The following is a 19,854-nucleotide window of genomic DNA, read 5'->3' as shown; positions in this document are numbered from 1 at the left end:
TGAGTGGGCGGTCTCCTGTCAGGCGGTGTCGACGGCCACGGCGAACCCGAACGACATGTGCGGGTCGGCGATCGGGCGGATGATCGACGTGGCCGCCTTCGACCCCTGCCAGACGAGCACCCGCCCGGTCGTGCCGTCGGTCCCGGTCTCGCCGGGGGCCGCGATCAGCAGCCGGTCCGGTGTCGAACCCCCGTGAACGACGCTCAGCCGCTCCCCGGTCAGGTCGTAGGGCTCGGGAGCCCCGGGCAGGTTCGCGGCCTGGGCCAGCGCCTTGGTCGGGCAGGAGCCCTTCGCCCCGGGCACTTTCGTGACCAGGACCGAGCCGGTGTCCCGGTTCGCGCCGATGTCCTCGTCGGGCACGCCGACAGCCAGACTGGTCACCCCCGAACAGGCGAAGGGCCCGACGGCCACGGCCGCGCCGAACCGGTCGAAGGCCTCCGCGCTGCCCGGCACGCCGGGGCTCGCCTGGGTGAGGGAGCCGGCCGGGACGATCGAGTCCTTCGGTCCGGCGGCCGTCCCGAACAGCTGCACCAGACCGGCGTCCGTGCGCCCGTCCGAGAGATTCTCGCCCGGCGCACCCACTGCGACCGTCCCCGAGCCGAGATCGGCCGCCACGGCGCTACCGAACTCGTCGTTCTTCTCGGCCGCTCCCGGCACGCCGCGGCTGTTCTGCGTGAAGACCTGCGCCTGCGTCAGGTGGTCGGTCGTCCGGTCGGTGCGCATCCGGTACACCGCACCGGCCCGGGTCTTCGTCCCCACCGACTCCTCGGGGACCCCGACGACGACACCGTTGGCCGCGGGCGCCAGATAGCGACCGAACTGGTCGTCCTGCTCGGCCGCGCCGGGCACGAGCGGACTGTCCTGGTCGATCGTGTCGGCCAGACTGGGCGTGGCGTCGGAGGTGACCGAGAACCGGTACAGCACACCGGCCTCCGGGTGGCCGGCGACGGTCAGGCCGGGGGCGCCGACCCACACGTCGTGCCCGACCGACCCGTACCGGGTGCCGACCGCCACGGACATCCCGAGCAGGTCACCGACCCGGTTCGGGCCCTCCAGCTTCACGACCCCGTCGGCGGTGAACCCGTCCGCACTGTTCAGCAGGATCCACGCCCGTCCCGAATCGCCTGGCGCCGCGTCGGTTCCCGGCGGCGTGATCCACGTGTCGGAGTTCTCGTCCTCACCGTCGCCCAACCCGTTGCCCTGCGCGCCGACGACCAGGTCGGTCAGGCCGTCGTTGTCGAGATCGGCTGTCGCGACCGAGCTTCCGAACCAGGTCTGGGTGCCGGCCGGGACCAGGCCCAGCTCGACCGGGCCGACCCGCTGCCGCCGCCCGTCGGCGAAGAACACGTCGACCGCGCCGGTGCCGTCGTCGACGTAGGGCACGCCGACCGCCGTCAGCCGGGGCAGACCGCTCGGCCCGCCACCGGGCAGGACCGCCGCCTGTGCGCCGGCGGCCACCGTCGCGACGGCGACCGTCGTCGCCAGTGTCGCGAGCGCGCACACGGTGCGGGGACGTCGTCCGCCGGGGTTCCTCATCGAATTCACCTCTGGTCGGGCTTCGGTCGGATGTCGTAGTGCAGCGCGAGAATCGGCAGCCCGTACAGCCAGAAGGCGTGCTCGGCGCGGAGCCTACCGGCGCCGTCCATGAAGACGTCGAGCTCCTCGGCGAACCCGGGCACGGCCAACGTGGTCAGCTCGCGGGTCGCCGGGTCCACGTAGGAGAGGTAGTGCCCGGCGTGCGGCACCGGGCTGCGGCTGGTCAGGACCAGCCCACCGCCGGGGCGGGCGCGCGGGGCGAGGGTGGCGGTGAAACTGCCCTGCGGGACGGGGAACCCGACACTGACGTAACCGCGTTCGGTGCCGCCGGTCGCGTCGCGGTACGTCGTGTAGACGCCGACGTAGATGGGTTCGTCGTCGTCGGCGTAGGAGCGGATCCAGCCCCGCACGGCGATCGTGGCCGGGTCGTCGGGCGCCGTGATCGTGTCGATCCGGCTGTGCACGCCCCGCTGGGCGTCGCGCTGGTTGACCGGCACGTTGGCCTGCCCGAGGGGGCGGGCCAGCAGGGCGCGGTAGAGCAGGTAGCCGGGCAGGACCCACGGCTGCCAGCGCGGTTCGATGTCCAGCACGTAGCGCGTCGTGTGCTCGTAGAAGTGCCGGATGCGCGGGTCGACGCCCGCCGGGTCGAGGTCGGGCCCGGCCAGCCCGTCGAGGTCGGCGACGATGCCGGCGTCGGGCGCGCCCCGGGTGTACTCGCCACCGAGCGTCGCGGCCAGCTCGCGTACGAAATCGACACCCACATGCCCGGTCCGGGCCTCGAACGGGACGACGAACGGCAGGTCGCCCGCGTCGACCTGCGCGGCCAGCAGGCTCACCTGCGGGTCGCGGAACAGCGCCGCCGACAGGGTGCGGAACCCGACCACGGCGGCCGTGGCGGTCAGCGCCGGTGACCAGGCCCGGCGTCGTCCGACCGCGCCGACGGCCGCCCCGACCAGGGGGCCGAGCGCGACCTTCTGCGGCCGCAGGCCGAGCGCCCCGGCGGCGGCCCCGGCTGCCGTTCCGGTCAGCAGGGCGTCGCCCCCGGCCCGACCCGCCAGCCGACCCACCGGTGCAGCCAACGCCCCGCTGGCCGCGATTCGCGACCACAGGGCGGGGATCTCGTGGGGGCGCTGGTTCCTCCGCGCCACCGTGTCGACGGCGGCCAGGGCCACGGCGCCCAGCGCAGCGTTCCGGAGCCCGGCGCGCCGGCCTTCGCCGAGCGCCGCCCCGGCCAGCGCGCCCATGACTGCGGCCGAGACCGCGGAGTCGACGCGGACCCGTCGTCCCCCGCCCGCCCTGGTCATGAATCGATCACGTGTACATCGGGGTGGCGAGTACCGATCCGTAGGCCAGGTTCTGCGTGTCGCCACCCGGGTAGCCGTACGACCTCGAGCCCTGCACCGCGCGACCGGTGTTCGAACCGGCGTCCCTCGTGCCGATGTCCTCGCCCGGAACCCCGACGAAAGGCTTTCCGGTGCCGAAGTTCTCGGGGTCCGAGGGGGACGGGTCCCGCGATCCGGCCGCGAGGGCGGTGCCGAACCGGTCGCCCTTCTCCGAGACCCCCGGGGCGCCGTGGCCCTGGGCGAAGGTCGTCGCCGGGCAATCCTCGGGGAACTTCTCGCTCGGGGCCGGGACGATCGTCACGGACCCCGCGCCGGTGGCCGCGCCGATGCCCTCGCCGGGGGCACCGATCGCGATCGAGCCGAAGTCGAGGCACGTCGAGACGCCGGTGAGGGAGGCGCCGAACTCGTCGCCGGCCTCCGCCGTGCCCGGGATGCCCTTGCTGTTCTGGGTGAGGGCCTGACCGATCGGGTGGTCCTCACCGAACATCAGCTGGACCAGCCCGGCGTCCTTCGCCTTCCCGACGTCCTCGCCCGGTACGCCGATGGCCGTGCCGCCGTAGGCCAGCGCCGCCCCGAACCGGTCGCCGGCCTCCGCGGTGCCGGGGACGCCGGGTGTGTCCTGGGTGTAGTCGAGGCTGGTGCCGGTCAGGGTGCCCGCGTCGTTCACGGTGAGGATCTGGACGCCGCCCGCGTCCTTCGCGGCCCCGACGTCCTCGTGCGGGACGCCGATCACCACGCCCAGCGAACTGGGCGCCAGCACCTCGCCGAAGCGGTCGTCCTGCTCCGCGGTGCCGCCGACGCCCGGCGTGTTCTGGGTGATCTTCGAGACCAGGGTCGCGGAACCCTCGGTGTCGACCGCGTAGTGGTAGACCGCCCCGGCGTCCGTGACGCCGTCCACGTCGGCGCCCGGCGCTCCGACCCACAGGTCGAGCGGCCCGTTCTCGATGTTCCGGCCGGTGACGGCCACGGCCGCGCCGAACCGGTCGCCCTTGTCGCCGGGGGAGTCGAGCCTCACGGCGCGGGCCGCGGTGAGGCCCGTGCTGGTGCCGAACGCGAGGTCGACGTGGCCGGCCAGGAAGCTCGCGTCGACACCGAAGGGGAGGATCGGCGCGCCGATGACCAGGTCGCTGTAGCCGTCGTGGTCGAGGTCGGTGATGGCCACGGCGCTGCCGAAGGACGCGGGGTCGGCGTCGTCCTCGTTCACCACACCGAGGTTCAACTCGTTCAGCAGCTGGTGGGTGCCGTCGCTCAGGTAGACGTCGACCGCACCGGCGTGGTTGGCGCCGAAGCGGTCCTTGTTCGGGATGCCGACGGCCGCCCTGATGTACACGTGGTCGACGGGGGGCGCGGCCGAGGCGCCGCCGGCGACGGCGGTCGAACCGGCCGCCATCGCGCTGAGAAGGACGAGCTTGCGCCAGTGCCCCTCGATCAAGGTGGTCCCCGTCCGTGGCAGGTGGTCGACCGTCGGACTCTACTCGGCGTCGGCGACGGGGCGCCCGCCGTCCAGCAATTCGCGCACGCACCCGGCCAGGCGCATCGCCGCCTCGATCTCGATCCTCCGGCTGGACACGCTCTCGACGTTGAACCCGTAGGGCAGGCCGAGCTGCCCGCAGAAGTCGCGCAGCTCCCGCGCGCCGGTGAGGCTCTGCGCGAACGACCGTTCGAGCGGGTCGGGCTCGAACCGCAGCGTGTTCTCGAACCAGCGGGGCACGTCGACGCCCAGCCACTTCAGGAAGTCCAGGGTGGTGAGCGAGCCGCAGACCGACAGCGTGAAGACGACCGGCCGGGGCGCCTCGCCCGCCTCGCGACACAGGTAGTGGTATTCGGACAGCAGGCTCTTGGTGGCGTCGGTGTCGTAGACGACCTGGGAGACGAAGAAGTCGCAGCCCTGTCGCTGCTTGGCCAGCATGCGCACGTGCTCGTCGCCGCGCCGCTTGTACCGCTCGGTGATCACCACGCTGCCGGTGAGCAGGCCGGGGGCCACGGCGCGGCGCAGCTCGTGGGCCCGGGCCAGCGTCGTGCGCACCTGCTTGTCCCCGGACGAGGCCCCGACGAACACCGTCGCCGTCCGCTCGACGTCGGCCTTGGCGAGCCACTCCTCGAGCTCACGTTCGTCATACTTGCCGACGCAGCGGTAGACGACCGACGGGTGGGGCAGCGCCGAGAAGTAGCGGTCCCGGAAGACGGCCGGGTCGAGCGTCGGCAGGTACGGGAACGGGCGCTCGGTGTCGATCCGGTCGCTCTCGTCGTCGATGTCGTAGAGCACGACGCCGTCGAGGTCGAGCGGCCTCAACCGGGCCATCGTCCGGTCCGCGATCTCCGCGACCTTCTCGGGGGCGGTGCTGCGCCGCGGCGGGGTGAGGCCCACAAGCAGCGCACCGCTGCGCCTTTCGCCCAGCAGCTCCAGCAGGGATCCCCGGTCGGCCACCGCCCCACCCTACGGCGTGCCGGCCCTACTCCCCGCCGTACACCGTCCGCCCGTCGGCCAGCTCGTCCTTGGCCAGCCGCCGGGTCAGGTGCAGGCCCTCGAGGGCGAACTCGATCGCGCTCGCCGCCTCGGCCGGGCCGGGGACCTCGCCCAGACCGGTCGCCTCGAGGATCGCGGAAAGCCCCGGCACGGAACCGAGCTGGGACAGCAGGTCGGCCGAGGTGACCCCCTCCCCGGTGGCCACCGCGCCCGCCTCCTCGACGGCGTCCACCAACCCCGACAGGTCCACCCCACCCAGTCGCGACCGCCACGTCTCGGCGATCGAGCGGCGCAGCAGGTGCTCGAGGATCTCGACCTCGCGCCCCTCGCCGTCCTGCTCGAACTCGACCTTGCCGCGCAGCGTGGCGGTGATCGCCTCGGTGTCGCCGACCCGCGCGACCACGGGGTCGTCGTCCCCGGCCAGCACTGCCCGGCGCACCGCCGCGGCCGACACGGTCTCGGCCGCGGCGATCGAGAACCGCGCCGACACACCGGACCGCTGGTCGACGGCCGTCGACTCGCGGACCGCGCGGGTGAACCGGGCCAACGCCTCCAGCAGGTGCTCGGGGACCGTGGCCACGGTCGCCGCCTCCTGCCGGACCAGGTCGACCTCGAGCTCCAGGTCGATCGGGTAGTGCGTGCGGATCTCGGCGCCGAACCGGTCCTTCAGCGGGGTGATGATCCGGCCGCGGTTCGTGTAGTCCTCGGGGTTGGCGCTGGCCAGCAGCAGGATGTCGAGGTCGAGCCGCAGCACGTAGCCGCGCACCTGGACGTCGCGCTCCTCCAGCACGTTCAGCAGGGCGACCTGGATGCGTTCGGCCAGGTCGGGCAGCTCGTTGACGGCCACGATGCCGCGGTGCATGCGCGGCACCAGCCCGAAGTGGATGGTCTCCGGATCGCCCAGCGTGCGACCCGCGGCCACCTTCATCGGGTCGACGTCGCCGATCAGGTCACCGACGCTGGTGTCGGGCGTGGCCAGCTTCTCGGCGTAGCGCTGCTCCCGGTGGACCCAGGCCACCGGCAGGTCGTCCCCGAGCTCGGCCGCCCGACGCTGCTGGCCCGGGGTGATCGGCGCGTACGGGTGCTCGTGCAGTTCGGCCCCGGAGATCACCGGCGTCCACTCGTCGAGCAGGCCGACCAGCGTGCGGATCAGCCGGGTCTTGCCCTGCCCGCGCTCGCCGAGCAGGACGACGTCGTGCCCGGCCAGCAGGGCCCGCTCCAGGTCGGGCAGCACGGTCTCGTCGAACCCGACGATGCCGGGGAAGCGCGGCTTGCCGGCCCGCATCAGCTCCAGCAGGTTCTCCCGGATCTCCGCCTTCACGCTGCGGTGCCGGTGACCGGAGGCGCGCAGGGCGCCGAGCGTCGTCGGGAGGTTCTCGGGCCAGGGATGGGTGAGGTTCGCGGAGGTGGGTTCGCTCACTGAACGACCGTACGTCGCGCGATCACGCCCGCGCACCTCGGGTGGCTCTTCAGGTGGCGATCGGGTCGAAGAAGCGCAGGCCGTCGAAGCGGGCCATACCCCGGTCACGGGTGGCCAGCCGGGCCCCGTGCGAGATCGCCAGGGCGGCCAGGAAGGCATCCGTGACCTGACTTCCACGGAGAGCTGCATCGGTTTCGCACAGGCCCCGTAGCCGGGCCCACGTGGCGTCGTCGGGAGCGAGGAAGTGCACCGTACGGGCGGCGCGAAGCACGTCCACGAAGTCGAAGACCCTGGCGGACTGCGGTTTCTGGAAGATCCGTGGGTTCGTCGCCACCCGGACCAGGCCGCTCAGAACCGTCTCGCAAACCGCCAGGGGCTCACGGTCGCGGATCGCTTGAGTCAGCCACGACCGGACCGCGGTGTGCTCAGGCATCTCGGCGCGGACCGCGTACACCAGCACGTTCACGTCGAGAAGGATCACTGCAGGTGCCGCTCGTCGCCCTCGCTGTAGGCGTAGTGCTTCAGCAGGTCCTGGTCTTCCAGGTCGACGAGTGGTCGGTCGCCGGGGTCGCCGGCGACCGGGAGATCGGCCAGACCCTCCGCTCGGGCCACGTACTCCTCCAGATAACTGCGCAGAGCCGCCTCGACCACGCTCGTGACGGTGCGCCCCTCAGAGCTGGCCCGCTGCTTGACCTGCGCCATCAGGCTGTCCGGCAGGTTCATCGTGGTGCGCATGCATACGAGCATACGAGGCGGTATGCCGGTATGACCAGTGATGACCGTGATGGGTTCAGGGTCGGGTCGGAGGGCCGGCGAACCATGCGGACGCCGGCTCGGGGGCCTTGCCGCACGAGCCCGGCCGCTCGGGCAGCGCCTCCCGGCGCACCGGGACGACCCAGGCCCCGGTGGACGACGTCCAGCGGGTGAGAACGGTTGCGTCGCCGAGCGTCTCGCTCGACTCCCAGGTCGTGGCCCGCAGTTCGCGCCCGGCGGTGCCGAGGAAGAGCCGCAGCGCGACGTCCGCCGCCTGCTCGGGCTCGCCCAGCCAGGACGAACCGCGCAGCAGCTCGGGCAGCACCTCGCCCGACGCCCGGGCCGCCGCCAGGCCCACGACGTGCCGGCCCTCGACCCGGCCGTAGACCTGTCCCTCGGGCAGCGCCAGCACCACCCCGGCCATCCGGTGCCCACCGGAATGACTTATCTCCCAGGTGTTCTCGGGATCGAGGTCGTTCAGGGTCGCGGCCACGGGGCGCCCCAGCCGGGCGCAGCACTGGTCGCGGACGCCGTGCGTGCAGACCCCCCACACGCCGGGGACGTCCGACCAGCCCACGGGCCGCCGTCCGGCCGCGACGTCGTCCAGCGGCAGCTTCTCCAGCTCGGGCAGCGGCACCCGCGCGCCCACGACCCAGCCCTGCGGGCCCACGTGGGCGAGGGTCACCCACGGCTCGGGCGGGACGCCGTCCGCCGGGCGCGTGCGGTGCCGGCGGGCGAGCAGCACCTTGACCCCCGAGCTGTCGGCGAGCGGCTCCAGCCGGGCGCCCTCGCCGTCCGGCCAGGGGGAGTCGAGGAGGGCGTCGCGACCCCACGGGCCCGGGTGCTCGACCAGCGCCCAGGCCCGGCGGACCGGCGCGCTGCCGGCCAGCGGCTCACCGGCTGCGGCCGACAGGGCGCTGCAGGTGGGCGCGGGTTCGGCGAAGGTCACGGGAGTAGTGCATCAGACCGATGGTGCGGGGGCGTGCGGGGGCGGCCTCACCGTCGGTCGAGCCGTTCGGTCAGGAGGTCTCCAGCCCGAGCACGGTGCCGTAGCGGGCGCCCGGCTCGTCGTCGCCCGTCCCGTCCGGCAGCCCGTACGCCGACGACGTTTCCAGGTACCACGTCATGACCCGGCCGGTGTCGACGACGCCCTTGGCCTCGATGTCCTCACCCGGGACGCCGACCGCGAGGAGGTCGTGCCGGTTCTCCTCGGCCTCCGGGTCACCGTTCATCGTGCCCAGCGTCGCGCCCGTGCGGTCGCCCGGCTCGGCCCGGCCGGTCAGGCCGTGCCCCTGCCACAGCATGCGGGTGGAGCACGGGGGGCCGCCGTCACCGGCCCGGAAGAGGGTTACGGCCCCGGCGTTGGTGCGTGAACCGAGGTCCTCGCCGGGGGCGCCCACGGCGGCCAGGGTGACCTCGTCGCAGTCGTAGATGCCGGTGGCCACCGCAGCCCCGAACTGGTCGCCCGCCTCGGCCTTGCCGGGCTGGTCCGGGCTGTCCTGGGTGCGGTAGTGCAGAGGCTTCAGCATGTTGCTCAGGCCGTTGTTCGCCGTGAAGGTCTGTACGGCGCCGGCGTTCTCGAGGGTGCTGCCGTCGGGAGCGGTCACGTCCTCGCCGGGGATGCCGACCAGCAGGCCGTCCTCCGAAACAGCCGCGCCGAACCGGTCACCCGCCTCGGCCTTACCGGGCACACCCTTGATGTCCTGGTTGAAGATCTGGCCGGTCAGCAGGTCCCCGGTGTCCGGGTCGATCCGGATGCGCTGCATCGCCCCCGCGTCGGTCGCGGTGCCGATGTCCTCGTCGGGCACGCCCACGACGACCCCGCTGGTGGCCGGGGCCAGCACGCTGCCGAACCGGTCGTCCGGCTCCAGCACGCCGCCGACCTCGGTCGTGTCCTGGGTCAGGGTCTGCGCGAGAACGACCGTCGGCTGGTCGTTCTCGACCTGCGTGACGATGTAGTGGTAGACCGCCCCGGCGTCCGGGACGCCGTCCACGTCGGTACCGGGGGCCCCGACCCAGAGGTCGGTGACCGGGCCGTACTCGTCACCGCGGCGACTGAGGGCGACGGCGGCGCCGAACCGGTCGTGGGCCGTGCCGTCCGGGCGGACCACCTGGAACGACGTGGCCGGGAACCGGGCGTTCTCCTGGAAGAAGAGGTCGACCTCGCCGTCCTGGCCCGAGGCGCTCGTGTTCGGGTCGCCGACCGCCACGTCCATCTCGCCGTTGCCGTCCAGGTCGCCGATCGCCACCGCGGCGCCGAAGGCGGTGTTGCTGCGCTGCTGGAGCCCGGGGAAGGCGGCGCGGGTCAGCGTCTGCCGGAACCCGCCCTGCTCACGGGTGTGCACCTCGCCGCCGCCGATCCCGGGCAGGCCGACCGCGGTGATCCGGTCGAACGCGACGGCCTGTCCCGCGGCGATCGTCGTCAGCCCGATGGTCGCGGCCGCGACCAGGCTGCCGCGCCGACAACGCTGTCGCACAAGGTGTCGCTGCATCTACCGAATGTAACCGGCCGGGTGAACATGCGGTGCCGGTTGAGCGGCGATACACCGGTGACCTGGTACGTCGTCGAGCCATGGAGGTTGGCCATGCCGAGTCGGAAGACGCCGGGGCCCAGCGTGAAGGACCCGGAGCTCTACGAGAAGCTGCGCGACGAGGGCAACAGCAAGCAGAAGTCCGCCCGCATCGCGAACGCCGCGGCGAACACGTCCCGCAAGGCGGTCGGCGCGAAGGGCGGCCACTCGCCGGCCTACGACGAGTGGACCGTGAAGGAGCTGCGCTCGCGGGCCGCCGAGATCGGGGTGTCCGGTCGGTCGTCGATGAGCAAGTCCGAGCTCGTGAAGGCCCTGCGCAACAGCTGACTCAGCACCCGCCGTATGTGCCGACGCGGCCGTGCGGGTGCCCGTTCCCGTCGACGGTGACGACGTGGCGCCGGGTCGGGTCGCTGGTCATGACCACGATGTGCCCGGCGTCCAGCCATTCGGCCGAGGTGAACGCGTTGTAGGCGTCGTCGCCGAGCAGGCAGCCGAACACCCATTCGCGGGAGGTCGGTCCGGACCCGCTGCGGATCGACAGCTGCCACACCTGGTCCAGCACGTAGTCGCCCTCGTAGACGCGCAGCGTGTACGGCCGGTGGGGGGCCGGCGACGTACGGGCCAGGTGGAAGTGCCCGCCGAGCCATGACAGGCACAGGGCGCCGTAGAGGCCGAACACCAGCGCGAGACCGGACAGGGTGAGCCCGACGACCTTGAGGGACGTCGTCCACCAGCGTGCCGTCTTCCGGAGCCCGACCGCGGGGATCGCCAGGACTCCCGCGAGGGCCAGGTCGGCGTATCCGTGTCCGAACGCCCACCGCCAGGCGATGTAGCCGCCCGGTGCGAGCTGCCCGAGCGCGGCCGCCAGCACGACGGTGCCGGTGGCGATCGCGAAAGGCCGTGGGCGCCGGTCGGACCGGACGGCCGGTTCCCCCAGGTCGGTCATCGGGGCAGCATGTCAGCGAGCGGTCGCGGGTGGGCCCGGATCGGGGTAGTTCTGAGTCGCTGGGAGGGCCCGGAAATGCCCCGTTAGCGGTGTCAGTCGCCCAGCCAGGCCAGGTCGGTGATCACGCCGGGGCCGTGCAGGTCGAGTGCGGGCTTCTCGGTGAAGTGGTCCACCCGCGGCGGCCTGGCGAGGAACGGCTGCGCCGGCGCCCAGCAACGGTCGAACCGGCCCGACTCGCCGTGCTCCAGCAGCTCGTCCGGGGTCTCCCACAGGACGTCGACCAGGTACACGTCCGGTCGCTCGACGCCCTGGCGCACCGTGAACCCACGGAAGCCGGGCGAGGAGAACACCCGCTGGCGGACCTCGATCAGCGCGGACTCGAGACCGGCCGCCTGCCCGGGGGAGGCCGCCAGTTCGATCCGCTGCAACAACACCTCGCCAGCCTAGGCCCGACCGTCCTCGGGGCTTGACCTTGACGCAGCGTCAGGGTCCGACAGTCTTCTCATGATGCTCACCATCGGCCAGCTGGCGTCCTACGCCGGAGTCACGGTGCGCGCCGTCCGGCACTACCACGCCAAGGGGCTGCTGCCCGAGCCGGAACGCGACCACTCCGGGTACCGCCGCTACGGCGCGGCGGCCGTCGTCGAGCTGATCCGGATCCGCACGCTGGCCGAGGCCGGCGTGCCGCTGTCGCGCGTGGAGGAGCTGCTGGACGCCGACCCAGCCGACTTCGCCGCCGCCGTCCACGACATCGACCGGCGCCTGCGGCAGGAGATCGACGACCGGCAGCAGCACCGCGAACGCATCGCCCAGCTGGCGGCCGGCGACAGCCTGGCGCTCGCCCCCGAGGCCGTCGCCTACTTCGAACGGCTGCGCGAGCTCGGTTTCCGGGAGCGGTTCGTCGATGTCGAGCGGGACAGCTGGATCCTCATCTCGGCGGCGGTCCCGGACCTGGTGCCCGAACTCATGGCCGTGAAGCGGCAGCAGATCGAGGACGAGGTGGTCCGGGCGTTCTTCCACGAACTGGAGGAGGCGGTCGACGTCGCCCCCGACGATCCGCGGATGGACGAGATCGCCGACCGGGTGGCCGCTTTCCTCGAGACGGCGAGCGCCGCGGCGGCCGACGTCGAGACCCACCGACCGCTCGACCCGGACCTGATCGACCTGCTCGACGCCGCGTTCCTCGAGTCGTTCCCGTGCGCCCCGCGACTCCTGGAACTCCTCGAGGATCGTGGCTGGACCGGCTGGACGATGATCGAACGTCGGCGGCCATGAGCGGGCGCAAGATGCCGTCCGCCCACCCGTCGCCGGCCGTGCTGGACGCCTTCGGTGCCGCCGGGCCCGCACGGCGACTACCTGGTGGCCAGGGCAGTTCCTGGGCTGCGGGTGACCTGGTCTTCAAGCCCGTCCAGGGCCCGACGCACGCATGGCTCGCCGAAGCGTTCGCGGACGTCGTGCCGGACGGCTTCCGACTCGCCGCGCCGGCTCGCACTCGCACCGGCGCCTGGACCTGTGCGGGATGGTCGGCCACGCATCGGGTCGAGGGCCACGAACCCGACTTCTCCGACGGGACGACCTGGTCCGCGATCCTGGCCGCGGCCCGCGCCTTTCACCGGGCCGTCGGACACGTCGAGCGTCCCGGGTTCCTCGCATCACGCGAGGATTCCTGGGCGCGTGCCGACCGGGTGGCGTGGGGTGAGGCCGACGCAGGCTTCCGCCCGGAGTTCGACGACTTGGTTCGGCGGTTGCGCCCGGCCCTGGCGCCCCTGGGACGATCGCAGCTCGTGCATGGCGACCTGACCGGGAACGTCCTCTTCGCCGTCGGGATGCCTCCGGCCATCATCGATATCTCGCCCTACTGGCGACCGCCCGCGTACGCCGAGGGCGTCGTCGTCGCGGACGCGCTGTGTTGGCACGCGGCTCCTGCGTCGCTGCTGGAAACCCTGGACGTACCGGTAGCGGCCGTTGCCCGTGCCCTGTTGTTCCGCATGGCCACCACGAACGATCGCGTCCTGTCCGGCACCCCTGGGCTGGACGTGGGGGACGAGGCTGAGCGCTACGGGCGCGCGGTGGCGCTCATCGGCCTCTAGTACCCCGTGTGATCCGAAGCGGTTCGACCCCACCAACAGGGGCCGAACCGCTTCGGATCGGATGTCGGGGACTACTCGGCCCGCACGCCCAGGCCGACCGGGCACGAGACGCCCGTGCCGTGGTCGGGGCAGTACCCGTTCGGCACCTTGTACAGGTACTGCTGGTGATAACCCTCGGCGTAGAAGAACTCTCCGGCCTCGGAGGCCGGGCGCCCCTCGGTCGTGATCGACCCGTACCGGTACCGGGTCAGCTCGTCCTGGAACGCGGCCCGGGTCGCCTCGTAGGCGGCCTTCTGCTCGTCCGTCGTCCAGAACACGGCCGAGCGGTACTGGGTGCCGAGGTCGTTGCCCTGCCGGAAGCCCTGGGTCGGGTCGTGGTGCTCCCAGAAGACCTTCATCAGGTCCGCCGCCGTCACCACGGACGGGTCGTAGGCCACGAGAACCGTCTCCGTGTGCCCGGTCAGACCGGTGCACGTCTCCTCGTACGTCGGGTTGGCGGTGAACCCGCCCTGGTACCCGACGGCCGTCGTCACGACGCCCGGCACCGACCAGAACGCCTTCTCGGCGCCCCAGAAACAGCCCATCGCGACGTACAGCACCTCGGTGCCCTCGGGCCACGGGCCGGCCAACGGGGTACCGAGCACCGCATGGGTCTGCGGCACCGCGTACTCCCGCGAAGAACGACCCCGCAGGGCCCTCTCCGGAGCCACCATCGTCGTCTTCATCGCACTGCCGAACAGCATTCTCACTACCTCCCTAACTGGTTACGCCCTCGTCAACCACGCAGGTGACCCGGACGTTCCCGGCGGGAATCAGACGGTGGTGAGCTCGTCGTCGTCCACCAGGTCCAGCCCGCCCGTCGAACCCCACGCCCGCGCGAGCAACCCGACCATCGGCAGCAGGTCCTCGACGGGCCGCGCGAACGGCAGCCGCAGCCGCGACTCGAACGCGCCGTCCAGCCCGAAGTGCGGGCCGGGAGCCAGCCGGACGCCGAGCGCGCGGGCCGACGCCGCGACCTGGGTCGAGCGGGGCTCGGGCAGGTGCGCCCACAGGGACATGCCGCCGTCGGGCAGGGGGACGTCCCACTCGGGCAGGGCCGAGGCCAGCGCGTCGCGCAGGGCCAGGCAGCGCCGGGCCAGCTCGAGGCGCCGGGCCGTCACCACCGGCTCCAGGTTGTCGATCAGGTGGGCACAGGCCAGCTGCTCGAGCACCGGCGACCCGAGGTCGGCGTTCGAGCGGGCCATGGCCAGGCGCCGGATCAACGGTTTCGACGCCCGGATCCAGCCGATCCGCAGGCCGCCCCACAGCGTCTTCGACGCCGAGCCGAGGCAGATCACCTGCTCGCTCGACACGTACGAGGCCATCGGCCGCGGCGTCTCGAACGGCCGCCCGTGCAGGGCTTCCCGCAGGTCGAGGTCGACCATCGTCTCGTCGACGATCGCCGTGCACCCGGTCTCGGCGAGCACGGCACCCAGCCGGCGCCGTCCGGCCGCGTCCAGCAACGCCCCGGTCGGGTTGTGGAAGTCGAGCATCAGGTAGGCGAGCTGGGCGCCGGTCTGGCGCAGCAGGGTGCGCGCGCGGTCGACGTCCCACCCGGTCTCGACCGGGAACGGCACCGGCCGCCCGCCGCGGGCCTTGATCGCCTCGGCGGCCGCCGGGTAGGTCGGGTGCTCCACGAGCACCCGGTCGCCGCGCTGGGCCACGACGTCGAGCACGAGGTGCAGGGCCTGCAGGGCGCCGTTGGTGATCAGGATCTGGTCGGCCGTGGTGGGCAGCCCGCGCTCGGTGTACCGCGCGGCGATGCGCTCGCGCAGCACCGGCAGGCCGCTGGTCACGTACCCGTTGCCGGGCAGGTAGCGCGGCATCTCGGCGAGCGCGGCCTGGTAGGCGACGTACAGCTGGGGCGGCGCCTCGGTGGCCGCCGACGAGAAGTCGCCGCGGCCCCCGCCCGGGCCGGGTTCGCCGTCCGAGTTGATCGGCCACGTCGGGGTGACGACGTCGGGGTCGGAGGCGGGCAGCGTCGTCCACGTGCCGGCGCCCTGCGAGCCGACCGCGAACCCCTCCTCGCGCAGCTGCCGGTAGGCCGAGGTCGTGGTGGTGCGGCTCGTGTCGAGGGCGGTGGCCAGGGTGCGCTCCGAGGGCAGCACCGTGCCGACGGGCAGCCGGCCCTCGAGGACCAGCAGGCGCAGGCGGTCGGCGAGGGCCCGGTAGCCCGGCACCCCGGAGCCGGCCGTGCGCCACTCGCCCAGCAAAGGGACCAATTCGCGGGTGCCAATGCGGCTCTGAGGGCGAATTGGCCTCTTGTTCGGGTCTTCGAAGGGTCCAATGAGGGCGGCCACCAGGCCAGTGTCCGCTAATTGGCTATGGATGGCAATGCCAAAGTCACTAGGATGGAGTCATGGCTATCGCATTGATCCTCTTCATCCTGGCAATCGCAGCGCTCGCGCCGTTCTTCGGCGCCGACTCCCGCAAGCTCAGCTCCGCTGAGCGGGACCACTGGTACCCGACGCTCCCGAACACCCGCGCGTGACTCTCGGAAGTCCCGGTACCGACGACCCTTACCGCTGAGCCCGGCCCGATCGACACCCGACGGGCCGGGCTCCTGATTTTTGTCCTCGCCCAGCGGGCATAGGCTCAGGAGCATGAGCACCGATCCAGTCGGCTTCTCCACCCGCGCCATCCACGCCGGCAGTGAACCCGACCCGGCGACCGGCGCGGTGATCACACCGATCTACCAGACCTCCACCTACGCCCAGGACGGCGTCGGCGGCCTGCGCACCGGCCTCGGCATCGGCTACGAGTACTCGCGTTCGGCGAACCCGACGCGCACCGCGCTGGAGGAGTGCCTGGCGGCCCTCGAGCAGAAGCAGGTGGACGGCGCCGGGCCCGCGGGTGCGACCCGCGCCTTCGCGTTCGCCTCGGGGCTGGCCGCGGAGGACACCCTGCTCCGGGCCCTGCTGCGGCCGGGGGACCACATCGTCGTGCCGGACGACGCCTACGGTGGCACGTTCCGCCTCATCGCCCGGGTCGCCGGGCCGTGGGGCGTCGAGCACAGCCCCGCCCACCTGACCGACCTCGACGCGGTGCGGGCCGCCGTCCGGCCGGGGGCCACGAAGTTGATCTGGGTCGAGACCCCGACCAACCCGCTGCTGTCCGTGGCCGACATCGCCGCCCTGGCCGACATCGCGCACTCCGCCGGTGCCCTCCTGGTCGTGGACAACACCTTCGCGACCCCGTACCTGCAGCAGCCGCTCGCGCTGGGGGCGGACGTCGTCGTCCACTCGACCACGAAGTACTGCGGAGGCCACTCCGACGTGGTCGGCGGCGCCCTCGTCGTCGCGCCCGGCGTCGAGGCGCCCTGGATGGACGGCGTGGGTGCGGTCGGCGCGTCCGTCGCCGAGCGGATCGGCTTCCACCAGAACGCGATGGGTGCCGTGGCCGGCCCGTTCGACGCCTGGCTCGTGCAGCGCGGGCTGAAGACCCTGGCCGTCCGGATGGAGCGGCACTGCGACAACGCCGAGCAGGTCGTGGCCATGCTGGCCGAGCATCCGCGGGTGGCGTCGGTGCTCTACCCGGGCCTGTCCTCGCACCCGGGCCACGCCGCGGCGGCCGCGCAGATGCGCCGGTTCGGCGGGATGGTCTCGTTCCGGGTGCGGGGTGGCATCGAGGAGGCGCTCGCCGTCTGCAAGCGGACCCGGCTGTTCACGCTGGCCGAGTCGCTGGGCGGGGTCGAGTCACTGATCGAGCACCCGGGCCAGATGACGCACGGGTCGGTCGCCGGTACGGCCCTCGAGGTGCCGGACGACCTGATCCGGCTGTCCGTGGGCCTGGAGGACGCGCCCGACCTGCTCGCCGACCTGGCCCAGGCGCTGGACTAGAACTCAGGCGAGGCTGACGCCGTTGAAGGTCAGGTGGGGGAGGGCCGGGACGATCAGCGCCAGGATGATCAGCATGAACAGGGCCGGGATCCCGCAGACGAGCCCCAGCACCAGCATCTGGGTGCGATCCGCACCGTTGCGGGCCGCAAGCCAGGCCAGCAACACGCCGATACCCCCGGTGAGCGGGACCGCCAGGACCTGGACCATCAGGAACAGCGCGGTCACGACGGTGGCCACCACGGCCGCGATCTTGTAGTTGCGCGCCTTCTTCCACGTGGCGGGGCGTGCGCTCAGCTGGGTCTCGGTGGACACCGGGGCCTCCTTGCTCCGTGGTGTGCTGCGTGGTCAGGGTGACCTGGCGTGGATCATACGGCTAGGCCGGGTCGTGAGCACATGCCCGGAATCGATAACCAGGGGAGCATGAGTCCGTGACGACCGGCAGTGAAGTCTCCGCGGAACGACCCGTCCGGGTGCCGTGGCTGCTGCGTGCGACCGCCGCCTGGTCGTGGCGGCTCCTGCTCGTGGGGATCATGCTCTACCTGTTCGGGCGCGGTTTCACGATCTTCCAGGTGCTCGTCGTCCCGGTGCTGATCGCTCTGTTGATCGTCGCCCTGGTCAAGCCGATCCACGAGCGGCTGGCCGGCGGCGACGACGCCCCGCAGTGGCGCAACACCACGGCGGCCGTGGGAACGATCGTGATCACCCTGGCCATCATCGCCGGCCTGATGACCCTCATCGGCCAGCAGATCGCCACCGGGTTCCCCAACCTGCAGAAACAGGCCGCGGCCGGCCTGACCGACCTGCAGCAGCGACTGGCGGACAGCCCCCTGCACCTGACGGCCGACCAGATCAGCGCCTACACGGACCAGTTCTCGAACGCCCTGCAGGGCAACAGCAGCACGCTGGTCAGCGGGGCCCTGCAGGTCACGTCGACCGCCGGGCACGTGGCCACCGGGTTCTTCCTGGTGCTCTTCTCCTCGTACTTCTTCCTCTCCGGCGGGCGCCAGATCTGGGAGTTCCTGGTCGGGATGTTCCCGCCGGCCAACCGGCCCCGGGTCACCGGTGCGGCGCTGCGCGCGTGGGCGACGCTCACCGCGTTCATCCGCGCGACCCTCGTGGTGGCGCTCGTGGACGGCGTCGGCGTGGGCGTCGGGGCCGCGATCATCGGAGTGCCGCTGGCCGTGCCGCTCGGGGTGCTGGTGTTCCTGGCCGCGTTCGTGCCGATCGTCGGGGCCCTGGTCAGCGGGGCCGTGGCCGTGCTGGTCGCCCTCGTCGCGGTCGGGGTCGTGAAGGCCGTCATCATGCTCGGCGTCGTCATCCTCGTGCAGCAGGTCGAGGCCCACCTGCTGCAGCCCTTCCTGCTCGGCCGGGCCGTGCAGCTGCACCCGCTGGCCGTGATCCTGGTGATCGGCGCGGGGGTCCTGCTCGCAGGCATCGTGGGTGCGCTGTTCGCCGTCCCGCTGCTGGCGGTCGTCAACTCGGTGACCCGCTACCTGCTCGGGGACGACGGCGAGGGGTCGGGCGAAGTCGAACCCGACGACGAGGAGGTCGGCCCGCTGGCCGACATCCCCGACGGTGAGGCCCCCGAGGCCGAGCCCGTCAGCAGTTCGTGATCATGGAAGAAATTGGCGGCCCGTACGAGTCGCCAATTTTCTTCCATGATCACGAACAATGTCAGTCGAGGCCTATGGGGCCGTCGCTGGGCCCCTCCTCCGTGGCCGGCTGGACGGCTAACGACGGGAAGTCGGCCAGCTCGCCCTCGGGTTCGGCGTCCCACTCGGGGAAGACCAGCTCGCTCTGCAGGTACAACGACACCAGCTGGGCCAGGTTGTGCAGGCCCGTCAGGTGGGTGCGCTCGTGCCCGTGGGTCGCGTCCACCCCGAACCCGAGCAGCGCCACGCGCGCGTGCACCCCGGCCTCCAGCGCGGCGGCCACGTCGGAGCGGTAGAAGTCGAACACGTCGCGCCGGACGTCGACCCCGTGCTCCGCGGCCAGGCCGGCCAGCTTGCGGGTCAGGTGGTAGTCGAACGGCCCGGTCCCGTCGCCCATCGCGACGGTCGCGGCCCGCTCGTCCGACTGCTGCCCGGGCGCGCAGACCGCCGCGTCGACGGAGACGATCTCGGCGACGTCCTGGTCGAGCCCGTGGCTGGCGCCGTGCCCGACCTCCTCGGTCGTCGTGACCAGCAGGTGCGCGGTGACGGGCGGGGTGATCCCGGCGTCGATCACCGCCTTGAACGCGGCCAGCACGGCGGCCACCCCGGCCTTGTCGTCCAGGTGCCGTGACTTCACGTACCCCGACGGCGTCACCTGGGGCGAGGGCAGCAGGGCCACGAAGTCGCCGACGTCGATGCCGAGCTTGCGCAGCCCCGCCGCGTCCGTGACGTCCTCGTCGACCCGGGCCTCGACCAGGCCCCAGCCGACGCCCTGCAGGTCGACGCCGTCGTTGTACCGGTGACCGCTGGCCTTCAGCGGCAGCACCTGACCGGTGATCACCCGGTCGAGCTCGTCGGTGAAGATCCACACGTGCGCGCCCTCGGAGAACCGGGCGCTGTGCGTTCCGACCGGCGTCAGCTCCAGCCGGCCGTTGGGCTTCAACGACTTCACCAGGCAACCGATCGTGTCCGTGTGGACGACGACCGCCCGGTCCGCGCCGTCGTCGCGCGGGCCGGCGAGGCGCGCGTTGATCGCTCCGCGCCGGGTCACGCTGAACGGCACCCCGAGCGCGTCGAGCCGCTCCCCGACGTACTGCTGCACGTGGTCCGTCCGCCCGGACGGGCTGGGGATCTCGAGCAGCTCGACCAGGACCTGCTGCAGGTACTCCATATCGATGGGCAGGAGACGGGGGGAGGCGACCATGTCCGGCACCGTACCGGCCGGGCCGGGCGGCGGC

At 72.5% G+C, this 19,854-nt stretch carries 21 protein-coding genes; 6 read left to right on the top strand and 15 right to left on the bottom strand.

From position 1 onward, the window contains the following. Window positions 1-18: 18 nt before the first annotated feature. The 9 genes from ACIB24_RS16295 to ACIB24_RS16255 form a co-directional block, all read right to left on the bottom strand. Complete coding sequence (locus tag ACIB24_RS16295) at window positions 19-1,536, bottom strand: FG-GAP repeat protein (protein WP_398282525.1); 1,518 nt, start codon at window positions 1,534-1,536, stop codon at window positions 19-21. Between the two features lie 5 nt (window positions 1,537-1,541). After that, entirely contained in the window at window positions 1,542-2,840 is a 1,299-nt protein-coding gene (locus ACIB24_RS16290; RefSeq protein WP_398282523.1) for a hypothetical protein, read from the bottom strand. A 7-nt stretch (window positions 2,841-2,847) separates the two neighbouring features. After that, complete coding sequence (locus ACIB24_RS16285) at window positions 2,848-4,311, bottom strand: FG-GAP repeat protein (protein ID WP_398282521.1); 1,464 nt, start codon at window positions 4,309-4,311, stop codon at window positions 2,848-2,850. A gap of 39 nt (window positions 4,312-4,350) precedes the next feature. Next, window positions 4,351-5,307, bottom strand: coding sequence for a 5,10-methylenetetrahydrofolate reductase (locus tag ACIB24_RS16280; protein WP_398282519.1), 957 nt, complete (start codon window positions 5,305-5,307; stop codon window positions 4,351-4,353). Between the two features lie 25 nt (window positions 5,308-5,332). After that, on the bottom strand, window positions 5,333-6,766 hold the full coding sequence (locus ACIB24_RS16275; RefSeq protein ID WP_398282517.1) for a magnesium chelatase: 1,434 nt from the start codon (window positions 6,764-6,766) through the stop codon (window positions 5,333-5,335). A gap of 49 nt (window positions 6,767-6,815) precedes the next feature. Beyond that, window positions 6,816-7,232: a TA system VapC family ribonuclease toxin gene (locus ACIB24_RS16270; protein WP_398282515.1), complete on the bottom strand. Its 417-nt coding sequence runs from the start codon at window positions 7,230-7,232 to the stop codon at window positions 6,816-6,818. An 11-nt stretch (window positions 7,233-7,243) separates the two neighbouring features. Next, a complete protein-coding gene (locus ACIB24_RS16265) occupies window positions 7,244-7,501 on the bottom strand; it encodes a type II toxin-antitoxin system VapB family antitoxin (RefSeq protein ID WP_398282513.1) in 258 nt (85 codons plus the stop codon). A 55-nt stretch (window positions 7,502-7,556) separates the two neighbouring features. After that, complete coding sequence (locus ACIB24_RS16260) at window positions 7,557-8,468, bottom strand: sucrase ferredoxin (RefSeq protein WP_398282511.1); 912 nt, start codon at window positions 8,466-8,468, stop codon at window positions 7,557-7,559. 70 nt (window positions 8,469-8,538) lie between these two features. Continuing rightward, window positions 8,539-10,011, bottom strand: coding sequence for a hypothetical protein (locus ACIB24_RS16255; RefSeq protein ID WP_398282509.1), 1,473 nt, complete (start codon window positions 10,009-10,011; stop codon window positions 8,539-8,541). A gap of 93 nt (window positions 10,012-10,104) precedes the next feature. Here ACIB24_RS16255 and ACIB24_RS16250 point away from each other — a divergent pair, with 93 nt between their 5' ends. Then, a complete protein-coding gene (locus ACIB24_RS16250; protein WP_398282507.1) occupies window positions 10,105-10,377 on the top strand; it encodes a DUF7218 family protein in 273 nt (90 codons plus the stop codon). A 1-nt stretch (window position 10,378) separates the two neighbouring features. Here the strand turns inward: ACIB24_RS16250 and ACIB24_RS16245 are convergent, their stop codons facing one another. Together ACIB24_RS16245 and ACIB24_RS16240 are read right to left on the bottom strand one after the other, a co-directional pair. After that, window positions 10,379-10,996, bottom strand: coding sequence for a hypothetical protein (locus tag ACIB24_RS16245; protein WP_398282505.1), 618 nt, complete (start codon window positions 10,994-10,996; stop codon window positions 10,379-10,381). Window positions 10,997-11,088: 92 nt separating this feature from the next. Next, on the bottom strand, window positions 11,089-11,430 hold the full coding sequence (locus tag ACIB24_RS16240) for a putative quinol monooxygenase (protein WP_398282503.1): 342 nt from the start codon (window positions 11,428-11,430) through the stop codon (window positions 11,089-11,091). A gap of 73 nt (window positions 11,431-11,503) precedes the next feature. Between ACIB24_RS16240 and ACIB24_RS16235 the strand changes: the two genes are divergently transcribed. Continuing rightward, window positions 11,504-12,271: a MerR family transcriptional regulator gene (locus ACIB24_RS16235; RefSeq protein WP_398282880.1), complete on the top strand. Its 768-nt coding sequence runs from the start codon at window positions 11,504-11,506 to the stop codon at window positions 12,269-12,271. Next, window positions 12,268-13,086, top strand: coding sequence for a hypothetical protein (locus ACIB24_RS16230; RefSeq protein ID WP_398282502.1), 819 nt, complete (start codon window positions 12,268-12,270; stop codon window positions 13,084-13,086). The genes ACIB24_RS16235 and ACIB24_RS16230 overlap by 4 nt, the downstream gene beginning before the upstream one ends. Before the next feature lie 71 nt (window positions 13,087-13,157). On the opposite strand, the gene msrA is transcribed toward ACIB24_RS16230, so the two are convergent. Next, window positions 13,158-13,829, bottom strand: coding sequence for a peptide-methionine (S)-S-oxide reductase MsrA (msrA, locus tag ACIB24_RS16225; RefSeq protein ID WP_398282500.1), 672 nt, complete (start codon window positions 13,827-13,829; stop codon window positions 13,158-13,160). Window positions 13,830-13,898: 69 nt separating this feature from the next. Then, window positions 13,899-15,347, bottom strand: a complete 1,449-nt coding sequence (gene yczR, locus ACIB24_RS16220) for a MocR-like transcription factor YczR (protein ID WP_398282498.1) — start codon at window positions 15,345-15,347, stop codon at window positions 13,899-13,901. 137 nt (window positions 15,348-15,484) lie between these two features. Between yczR and ACIB24_RS16215 the strand changes: the two genes are divergently transcribed. Both ACIB24_RS16215 and ACIB24_RS16210 read left to right on the top strand, forming a co-directional pair. Next, window positions 15,485-15,616 carry a hypothetical protein gene (locus ACIB24_RS16215; protein ID WP_398282496.1) on the top strand — a complete coding sequence of 44 codons (132 nt, stop codon included), beginning with the start codon at window positions 15,485-15,487 and terminating at the stop codon, window positions 15,614-15,616. Window positions 15,617-15,728: 112 nt separating this feature from the next. Next, the gene (locus ACIB24_RS16210; RefSeq protein WP_398282494.1) at window positions 15,729-16,964 is read left to right on the top strand and encodes a cystathionine gamma-synthase; all 1,236 of its coding nucleotides are present in this window, start codon (window positions 15,729-15,731) and stop codon (window positions 16,962-16,964) included. 3 nt (window positions 16,965-16,967) lie between these two features. Here the strand turns inward: ACIB24_RS16210 and ACIB24_RS16205 are convergent, their stop codons facing one another. Beyond that, window positions 16,968-17,276 (bottom strand): hypothetical protein, encoded by a 309-nt coding sequence (locus tag ACIB24_RS16205; protein WP_398282492.1) that lies wholly within the window; start codon window positions 17,274-17,276, stop codon window positions 16,968-16,970. Between the two features lie 116 nt (window positions 17,277-17,392). Between ACIB24_RS16205 and ACIB24_RS16200 the strand changes: the two genes are divergently transcribed. After that, on the top strand, window positions 17,393-18,577 hold the full coding sequence (locus tag ACIB24_RS16200; protein WP_398282490.1) for an AI-2E family transporter: 1,185 nt from the start codon (window positions 17,393-17,395) through the stop codon (window positions 18,575-18,577). 61 nt (window positions 18,578-18,638) lie between these two features. On the opposite strand, the gene ACIB24_RS16195 is transcribed toward ACIB24_RS16200, so the two are convergent. Further along, window positions 18,639-19,820: an osmoprotectant NAGGN system M42 family peptidase gene (locus tag ACIB24_RS16195; protein ID WP_398282488.1), complete on the bottom strand. Its 1,182-nt coding sequence runs from the start codon at window positions 19,818-19,820 to the stop codon at window positions 18,639-18,641. Window positions 19,821-19,854 lie beyond the last annotated feature (34 nt).

The organism is Spongisporangium articulatum (genome assembly GCF_044465595.1).
In the GTDB taxonomy this organism is placed as follows: domain Bacteria; phylum Actinomycetota; class Actinomycetes; order Actinomycetales; family Kineosporiaceae; genus Spongisporangium; species Spongisporangium articulatum.
This window is presented reverse-complemented; position numbering and strand designations above follow the sequence as displayed.